This window comes from Allobosea sp. LjRoot9, from assembly GCF_964252745.1.
Classification (GTDB): domain Bacteria; phylum Pseudomonadota; class Alphaproteobacteria; order Rhizobiales; family Beijerinckiaceae; genus Allobosea.
In genome coordinates this window covers 72,957-86,706 of record NZ_CAXUPC020000014.1, presented here as the reverse complement: position 1 = coordinate 86,706, position 13,750 = coordinate 72,957, and the positions used below count along the sequence as shown (strand labels likewise).

The 13,750-nt window shown below is 65.5% G+C and carries 15 protein-coding genes; 8 read left to right on the top strand and 7 right to left on the bottom strand.

Annotation, left to right across the window (positions count from 1 at the left end; all coding sequences use genetic code 11):
• The first annotated feature begins 27 nt into the window (after nucleotides 1–27).
• Both ACSQ3P_RS30795 and ACSQ3P_RS30790 read left to right on the top strand, forming a co-directional pair.
• Nucleotides 28–1,050, top strand: a complete 1,023-nt coding sequence (locus ACSQ3P_RS30795; protein WP_436169221.1) for a Gfo/Idh/MocA family protein — start codon at nucleotides 28–30, stop codon at nucleotides 1,048–1,050.
• Between the two features lie 36 nt (nucleotides 1,051–1,086).
• Entirely contained in the window at nucleotides 1,087–1,920 is an 834-nt protein-coding gene (locus ACSQ3P_RS30790) for a shikimate dehydrogenase family protein (protein ID WP_436169220.1), read from the top strand.
• Between the two features lie 42 nt (nucleotides 1,921–1,962).
• Here ACSQ3P_RS30790 and ACSQ3P_RS30785 read toward each other — a convergent pair whose 3' ends face one another.
• Nucleotides 1,963–2,907, bottom strand: a complete 945-nt coding sequence (locus tag ACSQ3P_RS30785; RefSeq protein ID WP_436169219.1) for a glutaminase — start codon at nucleotides 2,905–2,907, stop codon at nucleotides 1,963–1,965.
• Nucleotides 2,908–3,174: 267 nt separating this feature from the next.
• Here ACSQ3P_RS30785 and ACSQ3P_RS30780 point away from each other — a divergent pair, with 267 nt between their 5' ends.
• Entirely contained in the window at nucleotides 3,175–3,687 is a 513-nt protein-coding gene (locus ACSQ3P_RS30780) for a hypothetical protein (protein ID WP_436169218.1), read from the top strand.
• A gap of 12 nt (nucleotides 3,688–3,699) precedes the next feature.
• Here the strand turns inward: ACSQ3P_RS30780 and ACSQ3P_RS30775 are convergent, their stop codons facing one another.
• The 3 genes from ACSQ3P_RS30775 to ACSQ3P_RS30765 form a co-directional block, all read right to left on the bottom strand.
• Nucleotides 3,700–4,269, bottom strand: a complete 570-nt coding sequence (locus tag ACSQ3P_RS30775; RefSeq protein WP_436169217.1) for an NADPH-dependent FMN reductase — start codon at nucleotides 4,267–4,269, stop codon at nucleotides 3,700–3,702.
• A 179-nt stretch (nucleotides 4,270–4,448) separates the two neighbouring features.
• Nucleotides 4,449–5,186 carry a class I SAM-dependent methyltransferase gene (locus tag ACSQ3P_RS30770; RefSeq protein ID WP_310155937.1) on the bottom strand — a complete coding sequence of 246 codons (738 nt, stop codon included), beginning with the start codon at nucleotides 5,184–5,186 and terminating at the stop codon, nucleotides 4,449–4,451.
• Nucleotides 5,187–5,381: 195 nt separating this feature from the next.
• A complete protein-coding gene (locus ACSQ3P_RS30765; protein WP_436169216.1) occupies nucleotides 5,382–6,137 on the bottom strand; it encodes a Crp/Fnr family transcriptional regulator in 756 nt (251 codons plus the stop codon).
• A gap of 196 nt (nucleotides 6,138–6,333) precedes the next feature.
• On the opposite strand from ACSQ3P_RS30765, the gene ACSQ3P_RS30760 reads away from it, so the two are divergent.
• The 3 genes from ACSQ3P_RS30760 (at nucleotide 6,334) to ACSQ3P_RS30750 (ending at nucleotide 9,707) form a co-directional block, all read left to right on the top strand.
• Entirely contained in the window at nucleotides 6,334–8,142 is a 1,809-nt protein-coding gene (locus ACSQ3P_RS30760) for an ABC transporter ATP-binding protein/permease (protein WP_436169215.1), read from the top strand.
• Nucleotides 8,143–8,276: 134 nt separating this feature from the next.
• The gene (locus ACSQ3P_RS30755; protein WP_436169214.1) at nucleotides 8,277–8,570 is read left to right on the top strand and encodes a hypothetical protein; all 294 of its coding nucleotides are present in this window, start codon (nucleotides 8,277–8,279) and stop codon (nucleotides 8,568–8,570) included.
• A gap of 258 nt (nucleotides 8,571–8,828) precedes the next feature.
• Complete coding sequence (locus tag ACSQ3P_RS30750; protein ID WP_436169213.1) at nucleotides 8,829–9,707, top strand: transglutaminase family protein; 879 nt, start codon at nucleotides 8,829–8,831, stop codon at nucleotides 9,705–9,707.
• Between the two features lie 138 nt (nucleotides 9,708–9,845).
• On the opposite strand, the gene ACSQ3P_RS30745 is transcribed toward ACSQ3P_RS30750, so the two are convergent.
• Genes ACSQ3P_RS30745 through ACSQ3P_RS30735 form a run of 3 tightly spaced genes read right to left on the bottom strand, consistent with a single transcriptional unit; the run spans nucleotide 9,846 to nucleotide 12,275 of the window.
• Nucleotides 9,846–11,501 carry a sensor histidine kinase gene (locus ACSQ3P_RS30745; protein ID WP_436169212.1) on the bottom strand — a complete coding sequence of 552 codons (1,656 nt, stop codon included), beginning with the start codon at nucleotides 11,499–11,501 and terminating at the stop codon, nucleotides 9,846–9,848.
• On the bottom strand, nucleotides 11,501–12,061 hold the full coding sequence (locus ACSQ3P_RS30740) for a sigma-70 family RNA polymerase sigma factor (RefSeq protein WP_069689267.1): 561 nt from the start codon (nucleotides 12,059–12,061) through the stop codon (nucleotides 11,501–11,503). Before ACSQ3P_RS30740 ends, ACSQ3P_RS30745 begins: the two co-directional genes overlap by 1 nt.
• Nucleotides 12,048–12,275, bottom strand: coding sequence for a NepR family anti-sigma factor (locus ACSQ3P_RS30735; protein ID WP_436169211.1), 228 nt, complete (start codon nucleotides 12,273–12,275; stop codon nucleotides 12,048–12,050). The genes ACSQ3P_RS30740 and ACSQ3P_RS30735 overlap by 14 nt, the downstream gene beginning before the upstream one ends.
• Nucleotides 12,276–12,471: 196 nt before the next feature.
• On the opposite strand from ACSQ3P_RS30735, the gene ACSQ3P_RS30730 reads away from it, so the two are divergent.
• Both ACSQ3P_RS30730 and ACSQ3P_RS30725 read left to right on the top strand, forming a co-directional pair.
• Entirely contained in the window at nucleotides 12,472–13,269 is a 798-nt protein-coding gene (locus ACSQ3P_RS30730; RefSeq protein WP_436169210.1) for a response regulator, read from the top strand.
• 209 nt (nucleotides 13,270–13,478) lie between these two features.
• Complete coding sequence (locus tag ACSQ3P_RS30725) at nucleotides 13,479–13,643, top strand: hypothetical protein (RefSeq protein WP_158516161.1); 165 nt, start codon at nucleotides 13,479–13,481, stop codon at nucleotides 13,641–13,643.
• Nucleotides 13,644–13,750: the final 107 nt, after the last annotated feature.

The following is a 13,750-nucleotide window of genomic DNA, read 5'->3' as shown; positions in this document are numbered from 1 at the left end:
ACCACAACCTTTTTGAGGAGATGCATCATGGATGACACGGGATCGCGGCCGCTGCGCATCGGCGTCCTGGGCGCGGCGAACATCGCGCGCGCCTTCACCAGCGGGGTTGCACCTTCAAAGACCGTGACGGTCGCGGCTGTCGCCAGCCGCGATGCCGGCAAGGCGCAGCGCTTCGCGCAGGAATGCGGGATCCCGCGGTCGCACAGCTCCTATGAGGCCTTGCTGGCGGATCCGGAAATCGACGCGATCTACAATCCGCTGCCGAATTCGCTCCATGCGGAATGGTCGATCCGCGCCATGGAAGCCGGCAAGCATGTGCTTTGCGAAAAGCCGCTGGCGATGACGGCGGTCGAGGCGCGCGCCATGTTCGAAGCCGCGACGCGGCTCGGACGCCATCTCGTCGAGGCTTATCCCTATCGCGCCCAGCCGCAGACCCTGAAGCTGCGCGAATTGCTGGCGGAAGGCGCGATCGGCAAGGTTCAATTGATCCGCTCCAGCTTCGGCGTCGCCTTTTCCGATCCGAGCAATATCCGCCTGAAGCCGGAGGTTGGCGGCGGCGCGCTGCTCGATGCCGGCAGCTATGCCGTCAGCCTGGCGCTGCTGGCCGCGGGCGAACGGCCAGAGCGCGTCAGCGCCATGGCCCGCTGGAGCGAGACCGGCGTCGATCTCAGCGTCGTGGCGTCATTGGAATTCCCGAGCGGCGCGCTGGCGCAGATCTCCTGCAGCTTCGCCACGGCCTATCATCGCAATGCCCTGATCGCCGGCGATGCCGGGACGATCGAGACCAGCTATCTCAACCATCCCCCGGCCGGCGGCCCGCCGATCCTGACGCTGCGGCGCGGCACGACCATCGCGGCTGTGCCGGAGATCATCGAAGTCGCACCCGGTAACGGCTTCCTGGCCGAAGCCGAATCCTTCCAGCGCCTCGTGACCCAAGGCGTCGCGCATTGGACCGGCGCGACGCCGGCCGAATCCATCGACATCGCCCTGACCCTGGACGCGATCGGCCAGAGCGCGCGCTCGGGCGCGGCCGTGACGATCACGGGATGAGAATCGGCAAAGCAAGACCATGAAAGCCTGTTCGCCATGATACGCGGCACGACCAAGCTCATCGCCCATCTCGGCTACCCGACCGAGTCCTTCAAGGCGCCGATGATCTACAATCCCTATTTCGAGCAGCACGGCATCGATGCCGTCGTCGTGCCGATGGGCTGCAAGGCGCAGGATTATGCCGCCTTTCTCAGGCCGCTGTTCAGGCTCTCCAATATTCATGGCGCGCTCGTCACCATGCCGCACAAGGTTGCGACGATCGCGCTCCTGGACGAGGTCATGACCACGGCGAAGGTCGCAGGTGCCTGCAACGCGATCCGCCTTGGTCCCGATGGGTCGCTGATCGGCGACATGTTCGATGGCGAAGGCTTCGTGCGCGGCGTCCTGCGCAAGGGCCGCACGCTCTTGGGCGCGCGCGCGCTCGTGGTTGGCGCGGGTGGCGTCGGCTCCGCCATTGCGGCCTCGCTGGCCAGGGCCGGCGTCGCCGAACTTGGCCTGTTCGACGCCTACACCCCGATGGCGGGGGGCCTCGGCGAGCGCCTGCGCGCCCATTATCCCAAGCTCAAGGTCGCGGTCGGCTCCAACGACCCCGCCGGCTACGACATCGTCGTCAATGCGACGCCGCTCGGCATGAAGGAGGGCGATCCGTTGCCGGTCGATGTCGAGCGCATCGCGCCCTCGACCTTTGTCGGCGAGGTCGTGATGAAGCAGGAGATCACGCCTTTCCTGGCGGCGGCCCGCGCCCGCGGCTGCGCCTTCCAAATCGGCACCGACATGCTGTTCGAGCAGATCCCGGCCTATCTGGAGTTCTTTGGATTTCCGGCGGCCACAGCAGACGAACTCCGGGCGGTTTCACGGATCAACTATTGAGCGGGCCATCCTGCTCGCACTCTTAGATGAGAGCCGGAGGCCTCAACTCATCGCGCTGAAAACCGACCAGCCCGTCGCTTCGGCCACGCGCTCCAGTGCCAGCGTGCCCAGCTTGGAGTTGCCATTGGCGTTCAGCCCGGGCGACCAGACCGCGATCGAGGCCTTGCCGGGGGCGATCGCCAGAATTCCGCCGCCGACACCCGATTTCCCCGGCAATCCGACGCGGAAGGCGAAGTCGCCCGAGGCGTCGTAATGGCCACAGGTCAGCATCAGCGCATTGATGCGGCGCGCCCGCTGGGCCGAGACGACGCGCGCGCCACCGGGTTGGTACAGCCCGCCATGCATCAGATAGCGCCCGGCCATGGCGAGCTGCCGGCACGTCATCGCGATAGCGCATTGGTGGAAATAGACGCCGAGCGTCAGCTCCGGCGCGTGCTGGATGTTGCCGAACGCTTTCATATAGTTGGCGAGCGCGACATTGCGGAATCCGGTCGCCTGTTCGGCTCGCGCCACCGCCTCGTCGATGGCGATCGCGTCGTCATCGGCGAGGTAGCGCACGAAGCGCAGCAATTCGCCGATCGCCACGCGCGGCTCATGGCCGGCGAGGTTGATGTCGGCGACGACCAGCGCGCCCGCATTGATGAAGGGGTTGCGCGGAATGCCCTGTTCGCGCTCGAGCTGGACGATCGAGTTGAAGGGCGTGCCGGAGGGCTCGCGGCCGACGCGACGCCAGAGCGTGTCGCCGACCTTGCCGAGCGCTTGCGTCAGCGCGAACACCTTCGAGACGCTCTGGATCGAGAAGGCCTGCTCGGCGTCGCCGGCGGCATGGACCGCGCCATCGGCCGTGACGATGCAGAGCCCGAAACGGCTGGGGTCGATCGTCGCCAGAGGTGGAATATAGGTCGCAACCGCACCGCGATCCTCGGCTGCCGCCATGTCCTGGGCGATATCGCGGACCAGTCGGGTTATGTCCGTCAAGCTTTCCATCCCCGCCGGTCTTGCAGTCCGACCTTGCAGCCCGTCCTGGCGCAACAAGCCCGAGTGATCCCGGTGGGTCAAGCGCGGCTCCGGATGAAAGCCGTTGCGCCGCGCCCGGATCTGTCGTGATCTTCCGTGCGGGACATAAGGGCATTTTCGAGCGAAGTGGACGCCGGTTCGCGTGAAGAAAATGCGATAAAACAAGGAGGTAGAGCATTTCCGCGATTCAGAGAAACGCGGAAATGCTCTAGACCACCGGGAGCCGATGCGATGCGGATGGCCGCGATCTCTGCCCTGATGCTGGGGTTTTGTCTCACTTTGCCCGCCCTGGCGCGCCCGCTCGAACGCGAGCTGCCACCCAAACAGGCCGCTTGCTGGGAGCGAGACTACGACGCAGCCCATCTCAAGGCGCATCCGGGGCAGCGCGTGGCGAGCATCCGGCTGGTTCACCTGCCCGATGCGGTGCCGCCGGAGCCGGGCGGCAGCTATGTCCAGTTCTACATCAACCTGCGCCGACGCAATGCGGCGACGGGCTATGACTATCAGCTTGGTGGCTTCTGCCGGCCGAATGGCAAGGGCCTGCGCTGCCAGCCGGAATGGGAGGCCGGGTCCTGGCGCATCGACGCCGGCCCCGGCGGCACGCTTGACGTCAGGAACGACGGCATCGTCGCCAACCCCAACCCCTATGATGCCGAGGAGATCGCGGACAAGGCCGTCAAGATTCCGAGCAAGCCCGACGACATGCTCTGGCGGCTCTCGCCCGCGAAAGGGCCTTGCGAGTTGCAGTGACGAGGGTCGAGCTCAGGCGGTCTGGCTGGACAACTTGATCAATCGCTCCAGAGCCGCGTCGAGGAAGCCGCTGGTGCGGGCGTCGGTGATCTCGCCATCCTCGCCAAAGGCTTTGTCGGCGGCGCCGACCGCGACCATTTCAGGGATCAGCAGCGCGCCGAAACCGAGCTCCAGCACGGTGCGCAACTGCGTCAGGCCGCGATAGGCGCCCAAAGCGCCCGGCGAGGCGCCGCCGAGCGCCACGACCTTGCCGGCGAGGCCGGTCGCGGGCGCTCCGGGCCTGGCGACGCTTGCCCAGTCCAGCGCATTCTTCAGCGCCGGCGCATAACCCGCATTGTATTCCGGGCTGGCGATGAACAGGCCGGCATGAGCGTCGATCTGCGCACGCAGGTCATGGGCCGGCTGCGGCGCGTGACCGAAACCCGTCGCATCGACCAGCGGCAAGGGGTAATCGGCGAGCGAGATCAGCGTGACCTGCGCTCCCGCCGCCATAAGCTTCTTCGCCGCGAGGGCCGCGAGCTTCGCATTGAGCGAGCCGGGGCGCGACGAGCCGGAGAAAACGAGAATCTTGGGTGCGGACATGACGGCCTCGGTCGGATCAGGACTATCGGGAGCGACTGGCATGAAGGCTATGCCGTTGCACCCGCGACGCCAAGACCGCCGAGCGCGATGTCATGATTGCGCGGATGCAATGAAGCGCGCGATTATGTCCGGGCGTCAGATCGTCGGGAAGGCCGCCTGCCAAGCCCTACGTCCAGGCTCTACGTCGCCTGGCGGTAGACCCAGACGCGCGCGGGCGGGATATTGCGCAAGACCCAATCCGAGGCGAAGGCCTTCAGCCCGGAGCCCTTGCGGGGCACGGGCGATATCACCGAATAGGTGAACTGGATCAGGGGTGCGCCTTCGACCAGCAAGGTGAAGGCGTCCTTGGCGAGCGCGCTGCGCATCGCCGGCGGGCGATTGAACAGGGGCAGGCTGGAGACGACGGCGATCGCCTTCTCCTGGAGATGGCCTGCCAGCGTCGTCGAAAGCGCATAGGCATCGCCCTCCACCACGGTCGCGCGGGGAAAGCGCTGGCGCAGCAGCGCGCAGAATTCCGGGCTGTACTCGACCAGGATGAGCCGTTCCTCGCTGATGCCGCGTTCGATCAGCGCCTCGGTCACCGGTCCGGTGCCGGGCCCGATCTCGATCACCGGCCCGGGAATGGCGGGGTCGACGAAGGACGCCATGCGCCGGGCCAGGAACGGGCTGGACGGCGTCACGGACCCGGTTCGGCCGGGATCGTCGATCCACGACTTGATGAAACGGGCTTCGTCGCTCAGCTTAGATTTGGCCTCGCCGGCAACCCTGGAAACATGGGTCTTGAACTTCTCGGCCTTCTGGCGAACCTCGCCTTCGACCTTGTAGCGCACGGCAGCGACTCTCAGGCGCGCCTCTGCCATGCTGTCGACGAGGTCGGCAGCGGTCACGCGCACCTCATCCTCGATGCGCACCGCCATGCTCGACTGGCCTAGCCTTGCAGCTAGAGAGCCGGTGCGCGGGCGACGATGGGGAAGAGTTTGAGACATTTGACCCCTAGTGCTGACGCAACATGCGGCAACCATGACGAAATAATGACGTTACCTGCGCGACATATAGGGTTCAAGAGCCTTGAGGGCACGAAAGCCTGCCGCTTGTTGAGGCAGGAGGCGCCCTCAGATCAGCGGTCTCGGCTCGAGTTCGCGTTCGAACAGCGAGGCCATGCGGGCGGTCAGGCGCGGATTGAGTAGGGTCAATCGCCCGCCCGAGATCGCGAAAAGGCCGGCCCGGCGCAGCTTCGCCCATGTCTTGCTGGTGTGGACGAGCGAGAGTCCGAGCGCGTCGGCGAGCTGCTGCTGCGAGAGCGGAAACCGAAAGCTGTTCTCGCTCACCAGGCCAAGCGCGTCGGCGCGGCGATGGAGCGAGATCAGCAACGCCGCGATGCGCTCGGCGGCATTGCGCTGGCCGACGGAGGTCAGGTTCTCGTCGATCAGGCTCTCCTCGCGCGAGCCGAGCCAGGCGATCTCATAGGACAGGCTCGGCATCCGCACGAACAGATCCCAGACCCGCTTGCGTGGAAAGGCGCAGAGCTCGACCTCGGTCAGGGCCTCGATGCCGTGCTGAGCGGCACTCAGCAGGGAGGCCTGCAAGCCGACGAGGTCTCCCGGCAAAAGGAAGTTCAGGATCTGGCGCCGGCCGTCGGGCAGGGATTTGTAGCGGAACGCCCAGCCGGAGAAGAGCGTGTAGAGCGCCGCGTCCTCCTGTCCGGGTTGGATGATGTCGGCGCCGGCCGGCAACAGGCGATGCTCCATCTTCATCGACTGAATGAAGCGCACCTCGTCGTCGGTCTTGTCCTTGAAGGCCGGCTTGAGCCGGAGCGGACAGGCCAGGCAGGGCACACCGATGCGGCTCTGATTCGCGCTAGTCGCCATCGTCTCGATTGATCCGCTCTCGCAATGGCCGCCGGCATGCGCGTCTGGCTGGGCAACACAACGCGGCAAGGCATCGTTTGTTCCGGCCCGCGGCGGCGCAGCATGCATGGAGTGGCAGGGGAACTTGCGCTGCGGCAGGACGTTTCTGAATCAGCGTCCGTCATGGTGCCGTTGACGATTCTGGAGTGGCCGAGGGATGTCCGACACGCTGAGTGTCCCGCAACGCTCGCGTATGCGTCGCTTCTTCGCGACGGCATTGAAATTCTGGATTGGCAAAAGTCGGCTGCGCGCCTGGGGGCTGACAATCCTGGTGCTCGTCTTCGTCGCGGCTCAGATCGCGACCGCCGTCGGAATCAATGCCTGGAACCGGTTGTTCTTCGACGCTCTCGAAAAGCGCGATGTCGCGGCGGTCTGGAGCACGGTCGCCTGGCTGCCGCTGCTCATCGCGGTCTCGGCATTGACGCTGTCGGCGCTGGTGATCAGCCGCATGCTGCTGCAGATGCGCTGGCGCGAAAATCTGACGCGCCGCATCGCCGGTTGGTGGATCGCCGACCAGCGCTACTACCGGATGCAGTTCACTGCCAAGGAGCAGAGCGCGCCGGAATATCGTATCGCGGAGGATGTCCGCCTTGCCATCGAGCCACTCGTCGAATTCGCGATCGGCCTGATCAGCGCGGCCGTCACCGCCGCGACCTTCGCCACCATCCTCTGGCATGTCGCAGGCTCGGCCCGCTTCGTGCTCGGCGGCGCGGACATCGTGATCCCGAGCTATATGGCGATCGCGGCGATCCTTTATGCGATCATCGCCTCGCTGGCCGCCTATGTTGCCGGCGGGCCGCTGGTCGGCCGCATCTCGGCGAAGAACGAAGCGGAGGCGCAGTTTCGCGCCGAGATGACAAGGCTGCGCGAGAATGCCGAGAGTATCGCGCTGATCCGCGGCGACGCCGACGAACGGACCTCCGTCGGCGAGAATTATGGTCGCGTCGTCGCAGCCTGGCTGGGCGTCATCCGCCAGCAAGGCGTCATCGCGCTGGTGCTCAACACCAATGGCGCGCTGTTTCCGATCGTGCCGCTGCTGCTGATCGCGCCGAAATATCTTTCCGGCGAGGTCACGCTGGGTGCCGTGATGCAGGTCGTCGCAGCCTTCAGCGCCGTGCAAGCAGCCCTGATCTGGTTCGTCGACAATATCGTGCGGCTGGCCGAGTGGTTCGCCTCCGTGGCGCGCGTCGACGAGCTCCAGGAGGCGCTGGAGGCGCTCGATGTCGGTACGATCATGGAAGGCGAAACCCAGATCAGCCTCGGCGAGAGCGAGGATGGCGCGATCCATATCGAGAATCTCTCGATCGCCCACAGCAATGGCCGCGTGGTGATCGCCGATGCCTCGGTGGTGATCGAACTGGGCGAGAAGGTGCTGATCGTCGGCGAAAGCGGCTCCGGCAAGAGCACGCTGATCCGCGCTTTGGCGGGGTTGTGGCCCTGGGGGTCGGGAAGGATCGAGATGCCGCGTGGCAAATCGATCGCCTTCGTGCCGCAGAAACCCTATCTGCCGATGGGTAGCTTCCGCACCGTGCTGCTCTACCCGCAAGCGGATATGCCGATTGCCGACGATGTCGTCCTCGCCGCCTTGAAGCGCTGCGGGCTGGCCTATCTCGCCAAGCGCCTCGATGAAGAGGACAAATGGGATCAGATCCTCTCCGGCGGCGAGCGTCAGCGCGTCGCCTTCACCCGCCTCCTCATCCAGAAGCCCGACATCGTCATCATGGACGAGGCGACCTCGGCGCTCGATGAGGACAGCCAGAACTCCCTGCTGGACCTGTTCGAGGGCGAACTCGCCCATGCGACGGTGATCAGCGTCGGCCATCGGATCGGTCTCGAGGAGTTTCACGACCGCAAGATCACGCTGGAGAAGCGCCTCGCCGGCGCTCGTCTGAGCTCGCGGCGACTGGTGAAGTCGCTCTGGCGGCTGTTCCGCAGCCGCAGCTCCGCCAATGACGACGCGGCTTGAGTGGAAGCGGTTCACGTCGACGTGATCGCGGGTCCGCGCCCCGATCGTGCCGAAATGGAACTGTGAGGCGATCCTTGCGTTAACTCCTGCATAAACCGGCTGATGGTGGCTGGTTGTGGCGTTGGGAGAGACAGATGTTGAATGACAGCCTTGCCCCCATCAAACGCGCTGGCCTGTTCTTCGGCTTCATGGGCGTGGCCGTCGCCAGCCTGACGATGGGTGCGGATTGGCAGAGCCCCGGCGACCAGAGCTCGAGCACGGTCGCGCAGGCCAAGATCCAGCGCCATGAGCCGACCGATATCCAGCCGACCGATATCCGTTTCGCCGCCGTGAACCCCGGCCAGAAGGTCGTCGATCGCACCAAGCGCGCCATCGCCACCTCGCAGCAGGCCATGCTGGAGAGCGGCCCGAAGGTGATTATCCGCTGATTTGATTTATGTTCGCGGGGGAGGAACCGTTTTCAGGGTTGCACGTTGACAACCCAGCGCTCCCTCGCGCGATGCACTTCGAGCCGCCTCCGGGCGGCTTGTTTTTTGGTCGTCGCGGGTGCGCGGGTTTGCCGCCAGATCACGTCGCATTCGGACGGAATCGTCCGAATGCGAAAAAGCGTGATCGATTCTAAAAGTTGAGAGCATTGCGCGAAAAACCGGTACCCACTTTTTCGCGCAATGCTCTTGGGGAACACGATGTATCTGCGCATCCGCCACGCTACCACCTATCGCTATGCCGCACCGGTGCAATTCGGGCCGCATCGGCTGATGCTGCGCCCGCGCGATTCCTTCGATCTGCGGGTGGTCGACACGGCCTTGTCGATCGCTCCGCGGGCGCGGCTGCGTTGGATGCACGACGCCTATGGCAATTCGGTCGCGGTCGCGAATTTCGACGCGCCGGCCAATACGCTCGACATCGTCAGCGAGCTGGTGATCCAGCGCTTTGGTTCGGCCTTGCTGCGCAGCGAGATCGAGAATTCCGCAGCCGTGACCGGCGTCGTCTACAGCGAAGCGGAGCGCGCCGTGCTCCAGCCCTATCTCGATCTCGCTGCCGCCGATCCCGACGGCCTGCTCGACCAATGGCTGGTGGATTTTCGTGCCCGCATCGGCCATGGCTCCGGGCATCTGCTGCGCGACCTCGCCCATGCGATCTATGCCGGGCTGAGTTATGCGGTGCGCTTCGACGAAGGCACGCAGCATCCCGCCGATACACTGCGCCTACTGGCCGGCTCCTGCCGCGATTATGCTTGGCTCTTCATCGAGCTCGCCCGGCGCATGGGCTTCGCCTCGCGTTTCGTGACCGGCTATATCCACGACCGCTCGCCCGACGCGGCCGGGTTGGTCTCCAGCATCGGCCTGACCCATGCCTGGGCCGATGTCTTCATCCCCGGCGATGGCTGGGTGGAGTTCGATCCGACCAACGATCTCGTCGCTGACAGGCAGCTTCTGCGCGTCGCCGTCGCACGCGTGCCCGAGGATGCCTCGCCGGTGTCCGGCAGTTTCACCGGGGGGACGGGTTCGTTCCTCGGGCTGAGCGTCGGCGTCAATATCGAGCCGATCGACAAGCCGGCTTGATGGCGCGGCGCTCCGGAGAGCGTTTTCGAGCGAAGTGGCGACCGGTTCCCTCGCGACAAACGCGAAGCGTTTGCGCGGAGAAAACGCGTCAAAACAATGACCTGAAGGCGTTCCGATCCAACTGGATCTGAAACTGCTTCAGGTGAAATGGGCGATCCTCCAGGCGCCAAGCCGCGGCCCTTCCGGTGCGCCCGCCTGAACCGCCTCGATCTGGGTGACGAGGCCGGCGAAGAGCTTCGGCGGCTCGCTATAGGCGATCTCGCGATCGGCCTCGATGGCGATCTCGATCGTCCCATCGTCGATGTCGGAGACGGAGATCTGGATGCTGACGTCCGGCGTGCTGCGCAGCGCGCGTGACATCACGTCGACGATCAGGAAACCGAGCGGGATGATCCGGTCGACCGAGAGCGAGGCGCGCGTGTTGACGGTGCTGGTGACCCATTGGTCGCGGCGGCGGAGCAGGTTCGAGATCATTGTGACGACATCGTCGACGAAGAGGTCGACGCGCACGGGCTGCATCTCGCCGTCGGCCAGCGTGAAGCGATAGGCGGCCGAGAGCACGTGAACGCGGCATTCGGCGTCGGCCAAGGCCATCCGCGCCTCACCGCGGTAGTCGCGCTTGGTCAGGCCGATATAGCTTTGCACCACCTGCAGGCTGTTCTTCACGCGGTGATGCAATTCGCGAACGAGGAAACGGTTGTCGTCGAGCGCCGTCTGCAGCTTGCGCTGCCTGACCTCCTGCTCCTCGACCATGACGTTGAAGGCTTCCGCGACGCTGCGGATGTCGCTTGGCATGTCGTCGGCGATCACCGCGCGTGCCGTCGTCAGGGTCGAGCGTGTCCTGGCCGCCGCCTCGATGCCGCGCAGCCAGCGCACGCAATGCTTGTCGATCGCGCGCAGATAGACCACGCAGAGCAGAGCCAGCGTCAGCAGCGGCGCCAGCAGCAGCACCAGAAACTGTGTCCGGGCCGCCTGCCCCAACGCATCGTCGAAGCTGGCGACGATGTAGAAATCTGGGTCGGCGACGATGCGGGTGGCGTAGATGCGTGAGGCGCCGGCGCGGCTTTGCGTCTGCGAGGGCTCCTTCGAGAGCGAGGCCAGGTCCCGCGCCGGCAGCCAGGACGCGTCATCTGGCTGCGCGGTGCCGCGCGAGACGATGATGTCGCCGTCGCGTGCCGCCAGGGCGACGACGAGCCCGGGTTCGCCGTCGCCGAGGTCGAAGACCTGGTCGAGCAACTCCGGGTCGACCAGCAGCAGGCCTTCCTGCATCGGGCCGCCGGCATCGTCGCTTCGCGCGTAGACGGCGAGATAGCGCTTGCCGCCCAGCGTCACATGGTCGTAGCGCGCCCGGGCGAGCTCCGTCCCGGCCCAGCTCTGGACCGGCGGCTTTGCCTGCAACATTGCCGCTGCCGCGGCGAGATCGGCGGCGGTGATCTCGGGATCGAGCGAGAAGGCGCAGGTGTCGCCGCCCTGCGGCAGGATATGGATGGCGCGATAGCCGGCGACCCGAGCGAGCGTCTGGCCGCCGACCTTGCCACAATCGCTGCTCTCGCGACCGTTCAGGGCCAATGCGGAACCGCCGGCGAGCAGCGACCGCAAGGCGCCGCGATACCAGACGCGGGTGCGCACGGCGTAGTCCTCGGCCGTGCGCATCTGGGATGTGCGGATCGCGGCGGTGACGGTCTGGTAGGTGGTGACGGCGGTGATCGCGGTCAGGCCGGCGATTGGCAGCGCTATGCCGATCAGCAGCGCGAGCAGACGCCCTCTGACGGTCTTGAAGCGCGCCAGCCGCATCAGAGGCCGACGATTTCGGAACCGACCCTTTGGATGGCGGCGGCGCTCTTGCGATCTGGCCCGAGATCGTCGAGTCCGCCGATCGAAAGCAGTTCGGCCAGCTTCGTCCGGGCGCGGTTGACCCGGCTCTTGATCGTGCCGATGGCGACGCCGCAGATCTCGGCGGTTTCCTCATAGGACAACCCGGTCGCACCGACCATGATCAGCACTTCGCGCTGCTCCTCGGGCAGCTTGGCAAGCGCCTTGCGGAAATCGGCGAGGTCGAGATGGCTTTCCTGGTTGCCATGCGTCGCCATGCGCTCGGCATAGGTGCCCTCGCTATCCTGCACCTCCCGCCCGCGCTTGCGGTAGAGCGAGTAATAGGTGTTGCGCAGGATCGTGAAGAGCCAGGCGCGCAGGCTCGTGCCGGGCTCGAACTTGTCCGAATTACCCCAGGCCTTGAGCAGCGTGTCCTGCACGAGATCGTCGGCGAGCTGCATCGAGCCCGAAAGCGAGGCCGCGAAGGCGCGCAGATTCGGAATCTCCTTGATCAGCCCGTCCTTGAAATCAGAGGCGCTCATCGGACATATCCCCCGAAGCGGCGCGGGTTTCCTGAGCTTCGAGCTGGGCGAGCAGCACCAGGAATTTGTCGGGCACCGGCGCGTTGACGATATCGTCGTAATGCGCCTTCAGCGACCGCCCGATCGATTCCTGCACCCTGGGGTCGAGGACCAGTTCGACCTCGTCATTGTCGCCCCCGCCGGGTTCCGTCATCGAGACGCTCGTGTTGTTCATGTCAGCCCTCGCAACGAAAGCGAGCCCGCTTTTCCAGCTGGTCTCGCGCTTGATCATACCGGCCCGCCCAAGCCGGCACTCATACGGCCAGATAACAGGCTTCGCCGGAAAAGGTTCCAGGAAGAACAAAAAATAAATTGCTTGTCAGAAAGCCGCTGCAGGTGCTCATTTTCGGCTTGTTACAAGGGACCTTTGCATGTCGATTGCCAAAGAAATTGCACCGCACCTGCCTTATCTGCGCCGGTTCGCCCGGGCGCTGAGCGGGACGCAGGCGAGCGGAGACGCCTATGTCGTCGCGATGCTTGAAGCGCTCGTCGCCGATCCCTCTTCGTTCCCGCGCGGGTTCGATCCCAGGCTGGGCCTCTACCATACGTTTCTGAAGCTGTGGTCCTCGGTCAGCCTCAACGCCACCAGCACCGGCTCCGCCGAGGCCGACCGGCCCTCGGCCGAGCGTAATCTCGAAGCGCTGACGCCGCGGCCGCGCCAGGCCTTCCTGCTTCGCACCGTCGAAGGGTTTTCGATCGAGGAGGTTGCCACGATCATGGATATTTCAGCGTCCGACGCCGCCGGCCTCATCCAAGCGGCAGGTCAGGAGATCGCCGAGCAGGTCGCCACCGATGTGCTGATCATCGAGGACGAGCCGATCATCGCGCTCGACATCGAGACCATGGTGGAGGAGCTCGGCCATACCGTGACCGGCGTCGCCCGCACGCATCGCGAGGCGATCGCGCTCGTCGCCAAGAAGCGCCCCGGCCTCGTCCTCGCCGACATCCAGCTCGCCGACGGCAGCTCCGGCCTCGACGCCGTCAACGAGATCCTCTCCTCGATCGATGTGCCGGTGATCTTCATCACCGCCTATCCCGAGCGTCTGCTGACCGGTGACCGGCCGGAACCGGCCTTTCTGATCACCAAGCCGTTCCAGCCCGAGGCGGTGAAGGCTGCGATCAGCCAGGCTCTGTTCTTCGATCGCCGGGCCGGCCGCAAGGCAGCCTGAGCTTGCTCTCAGCGTCCAGGATCCGGGGTCGGCGGCGTTCCAATGCCGCCGACTTTTTTCATTGTTCGGGCCTGCCGGCCTAGGCCGATTGGGAAGCATGGGCGGACCGATCAGAACGCATGAACCGGGCGGGAACCAGCGGGCTGCTCCGGCGTTACGCGCAACGGCAGGCCGGACCAAACCGGCCGCCTTTCGGGAGGTCTTGGTCCATGGCGACGACGTTTGTTGCAGCCCTGATCGCGGGCGGTTCGATGGCGGTGGTTCTGTTTGGTGGCGTCGTATCCGCAGGCGCGCTGACGGCGGAAGCCCTGTCGCTCGCTTTGGCCGGTACCACGGTTCTGGCCGTGCTCAGCGCCGCCGCCCTCGACAGCTGAATCCGCAAATCACAGCCCTCCGCAACCTGTCCGGGATGGGAGTGTCATCCGGGGCAGTACGGACATATCCGTCGCCAGATCACGTCGCATTCGGACGGTATCGTCCG

Coding starts and splice junctions, on each gene's coding strand:
- ACSQ3P_RS30775 (WP_436169217.1), bottom strand. CDS start 4,269: ATGTCCGCACCCAAGATTCTCGTTTTCTCCGGCTCGTCGCGCCCCGGC.
- ACSQ3P_RS30785 (WP_436169219.1), bottom strand. CDS start 2,907: ATGGAAAGCTTGACGGACATAACCCGACTGGTCCGCGATATCGCCCAG.
- ACSQ3P_RS30730 (WP_436169210.1), top strand. CDS start 12,472: ATGTCGATTGCCAAAGAAATTGCACCGCACCTGCCTTATCTGCGCCGG.
- ACSQ3P_RS30790 (WP_436169220.1), top strand. CDS start 1,087: ATGATACGCGGCACGACCAAGCTCATCGCCCATCTCGGCTACCCGACC.
- ACSQ3P_RS30765 (WP_436169216.1), bottom strand. CDS start 6,137: ATGGCGACTAGCGCGAATCAGAGCCGCATCGGTGTGCCCTGCCTGGCC.
- ACSQ3P_RS30740 (WP_069689267.1), bottom strand. CDS start 12,061: ATGAGCGCCTCTGATTTCAAGGACGGGCTGATCAAGGAGATTCCGAAT.
- ACSQ3P_RS30755 (WP_436169214.1), top strand. CDS start 8,277: ATGTTGAATGACAGCCTTGCCCCCATCAAACGCGCTGGCCTGTTCTTC.
- ACSQ3P_RS30795 (WP_436169221.1), top strand. CDS start 28: ATGGATGACACGGGATCGCGGCCGCTGCGCATCGGCGTCCTGGGCGCG.
- ACSQ3P_RS30745 (WP_436169212.1), bottom strand. CDS start 11,501: ATGCGGCTGGCGCGCTTCAAGACCGTCAGAGGGCGTCTGCTCGCGCTG.
- ACSQ3P_RS30735 (WP_436169211.1), bottom strand. CDS start 12,275: ATGAACAACACGAGCGTCTCGATGACGGAACCCGGCGGGGGCGACAAT.
- ACSQ3P_RS30760 (WP_436169215.1), top strand. CDS start 6,334: ATGTCCGACACGCTGAGTGTCCCGCAACGCTCGCGTATGCGTCGCTTC.
- ACSQ3P_RS30725 (WP_158516161.1), top strand. CDS start 13,479: ATGGCGACGACGTTTGTTGCAGCCCTGATCGCGGGCGGTTCGATGGCG.
- ACSQ3P_RS30770 (WP_310155937.1), bottom strand. CDS start 5,186: ATGGCGGTGCGCATCGAGGATGAGGTGCGCGTGACCGCTGCCGACCTC.
- ACSQ3P_RS30750 (WP_436169213.1), top strand. CDS start 8,829: ATGTATCTGCGCATCCGCCACGCTACCACCTATCGCTATGCCGCACCG.
- ACSQ3P_RS30780 (WP_436169218.1), top strand. CDS start 3,175: ATGGCCGCGATCTCTGCCCTGATGCTGGGGTTTTGTCTCACTTTGCCC.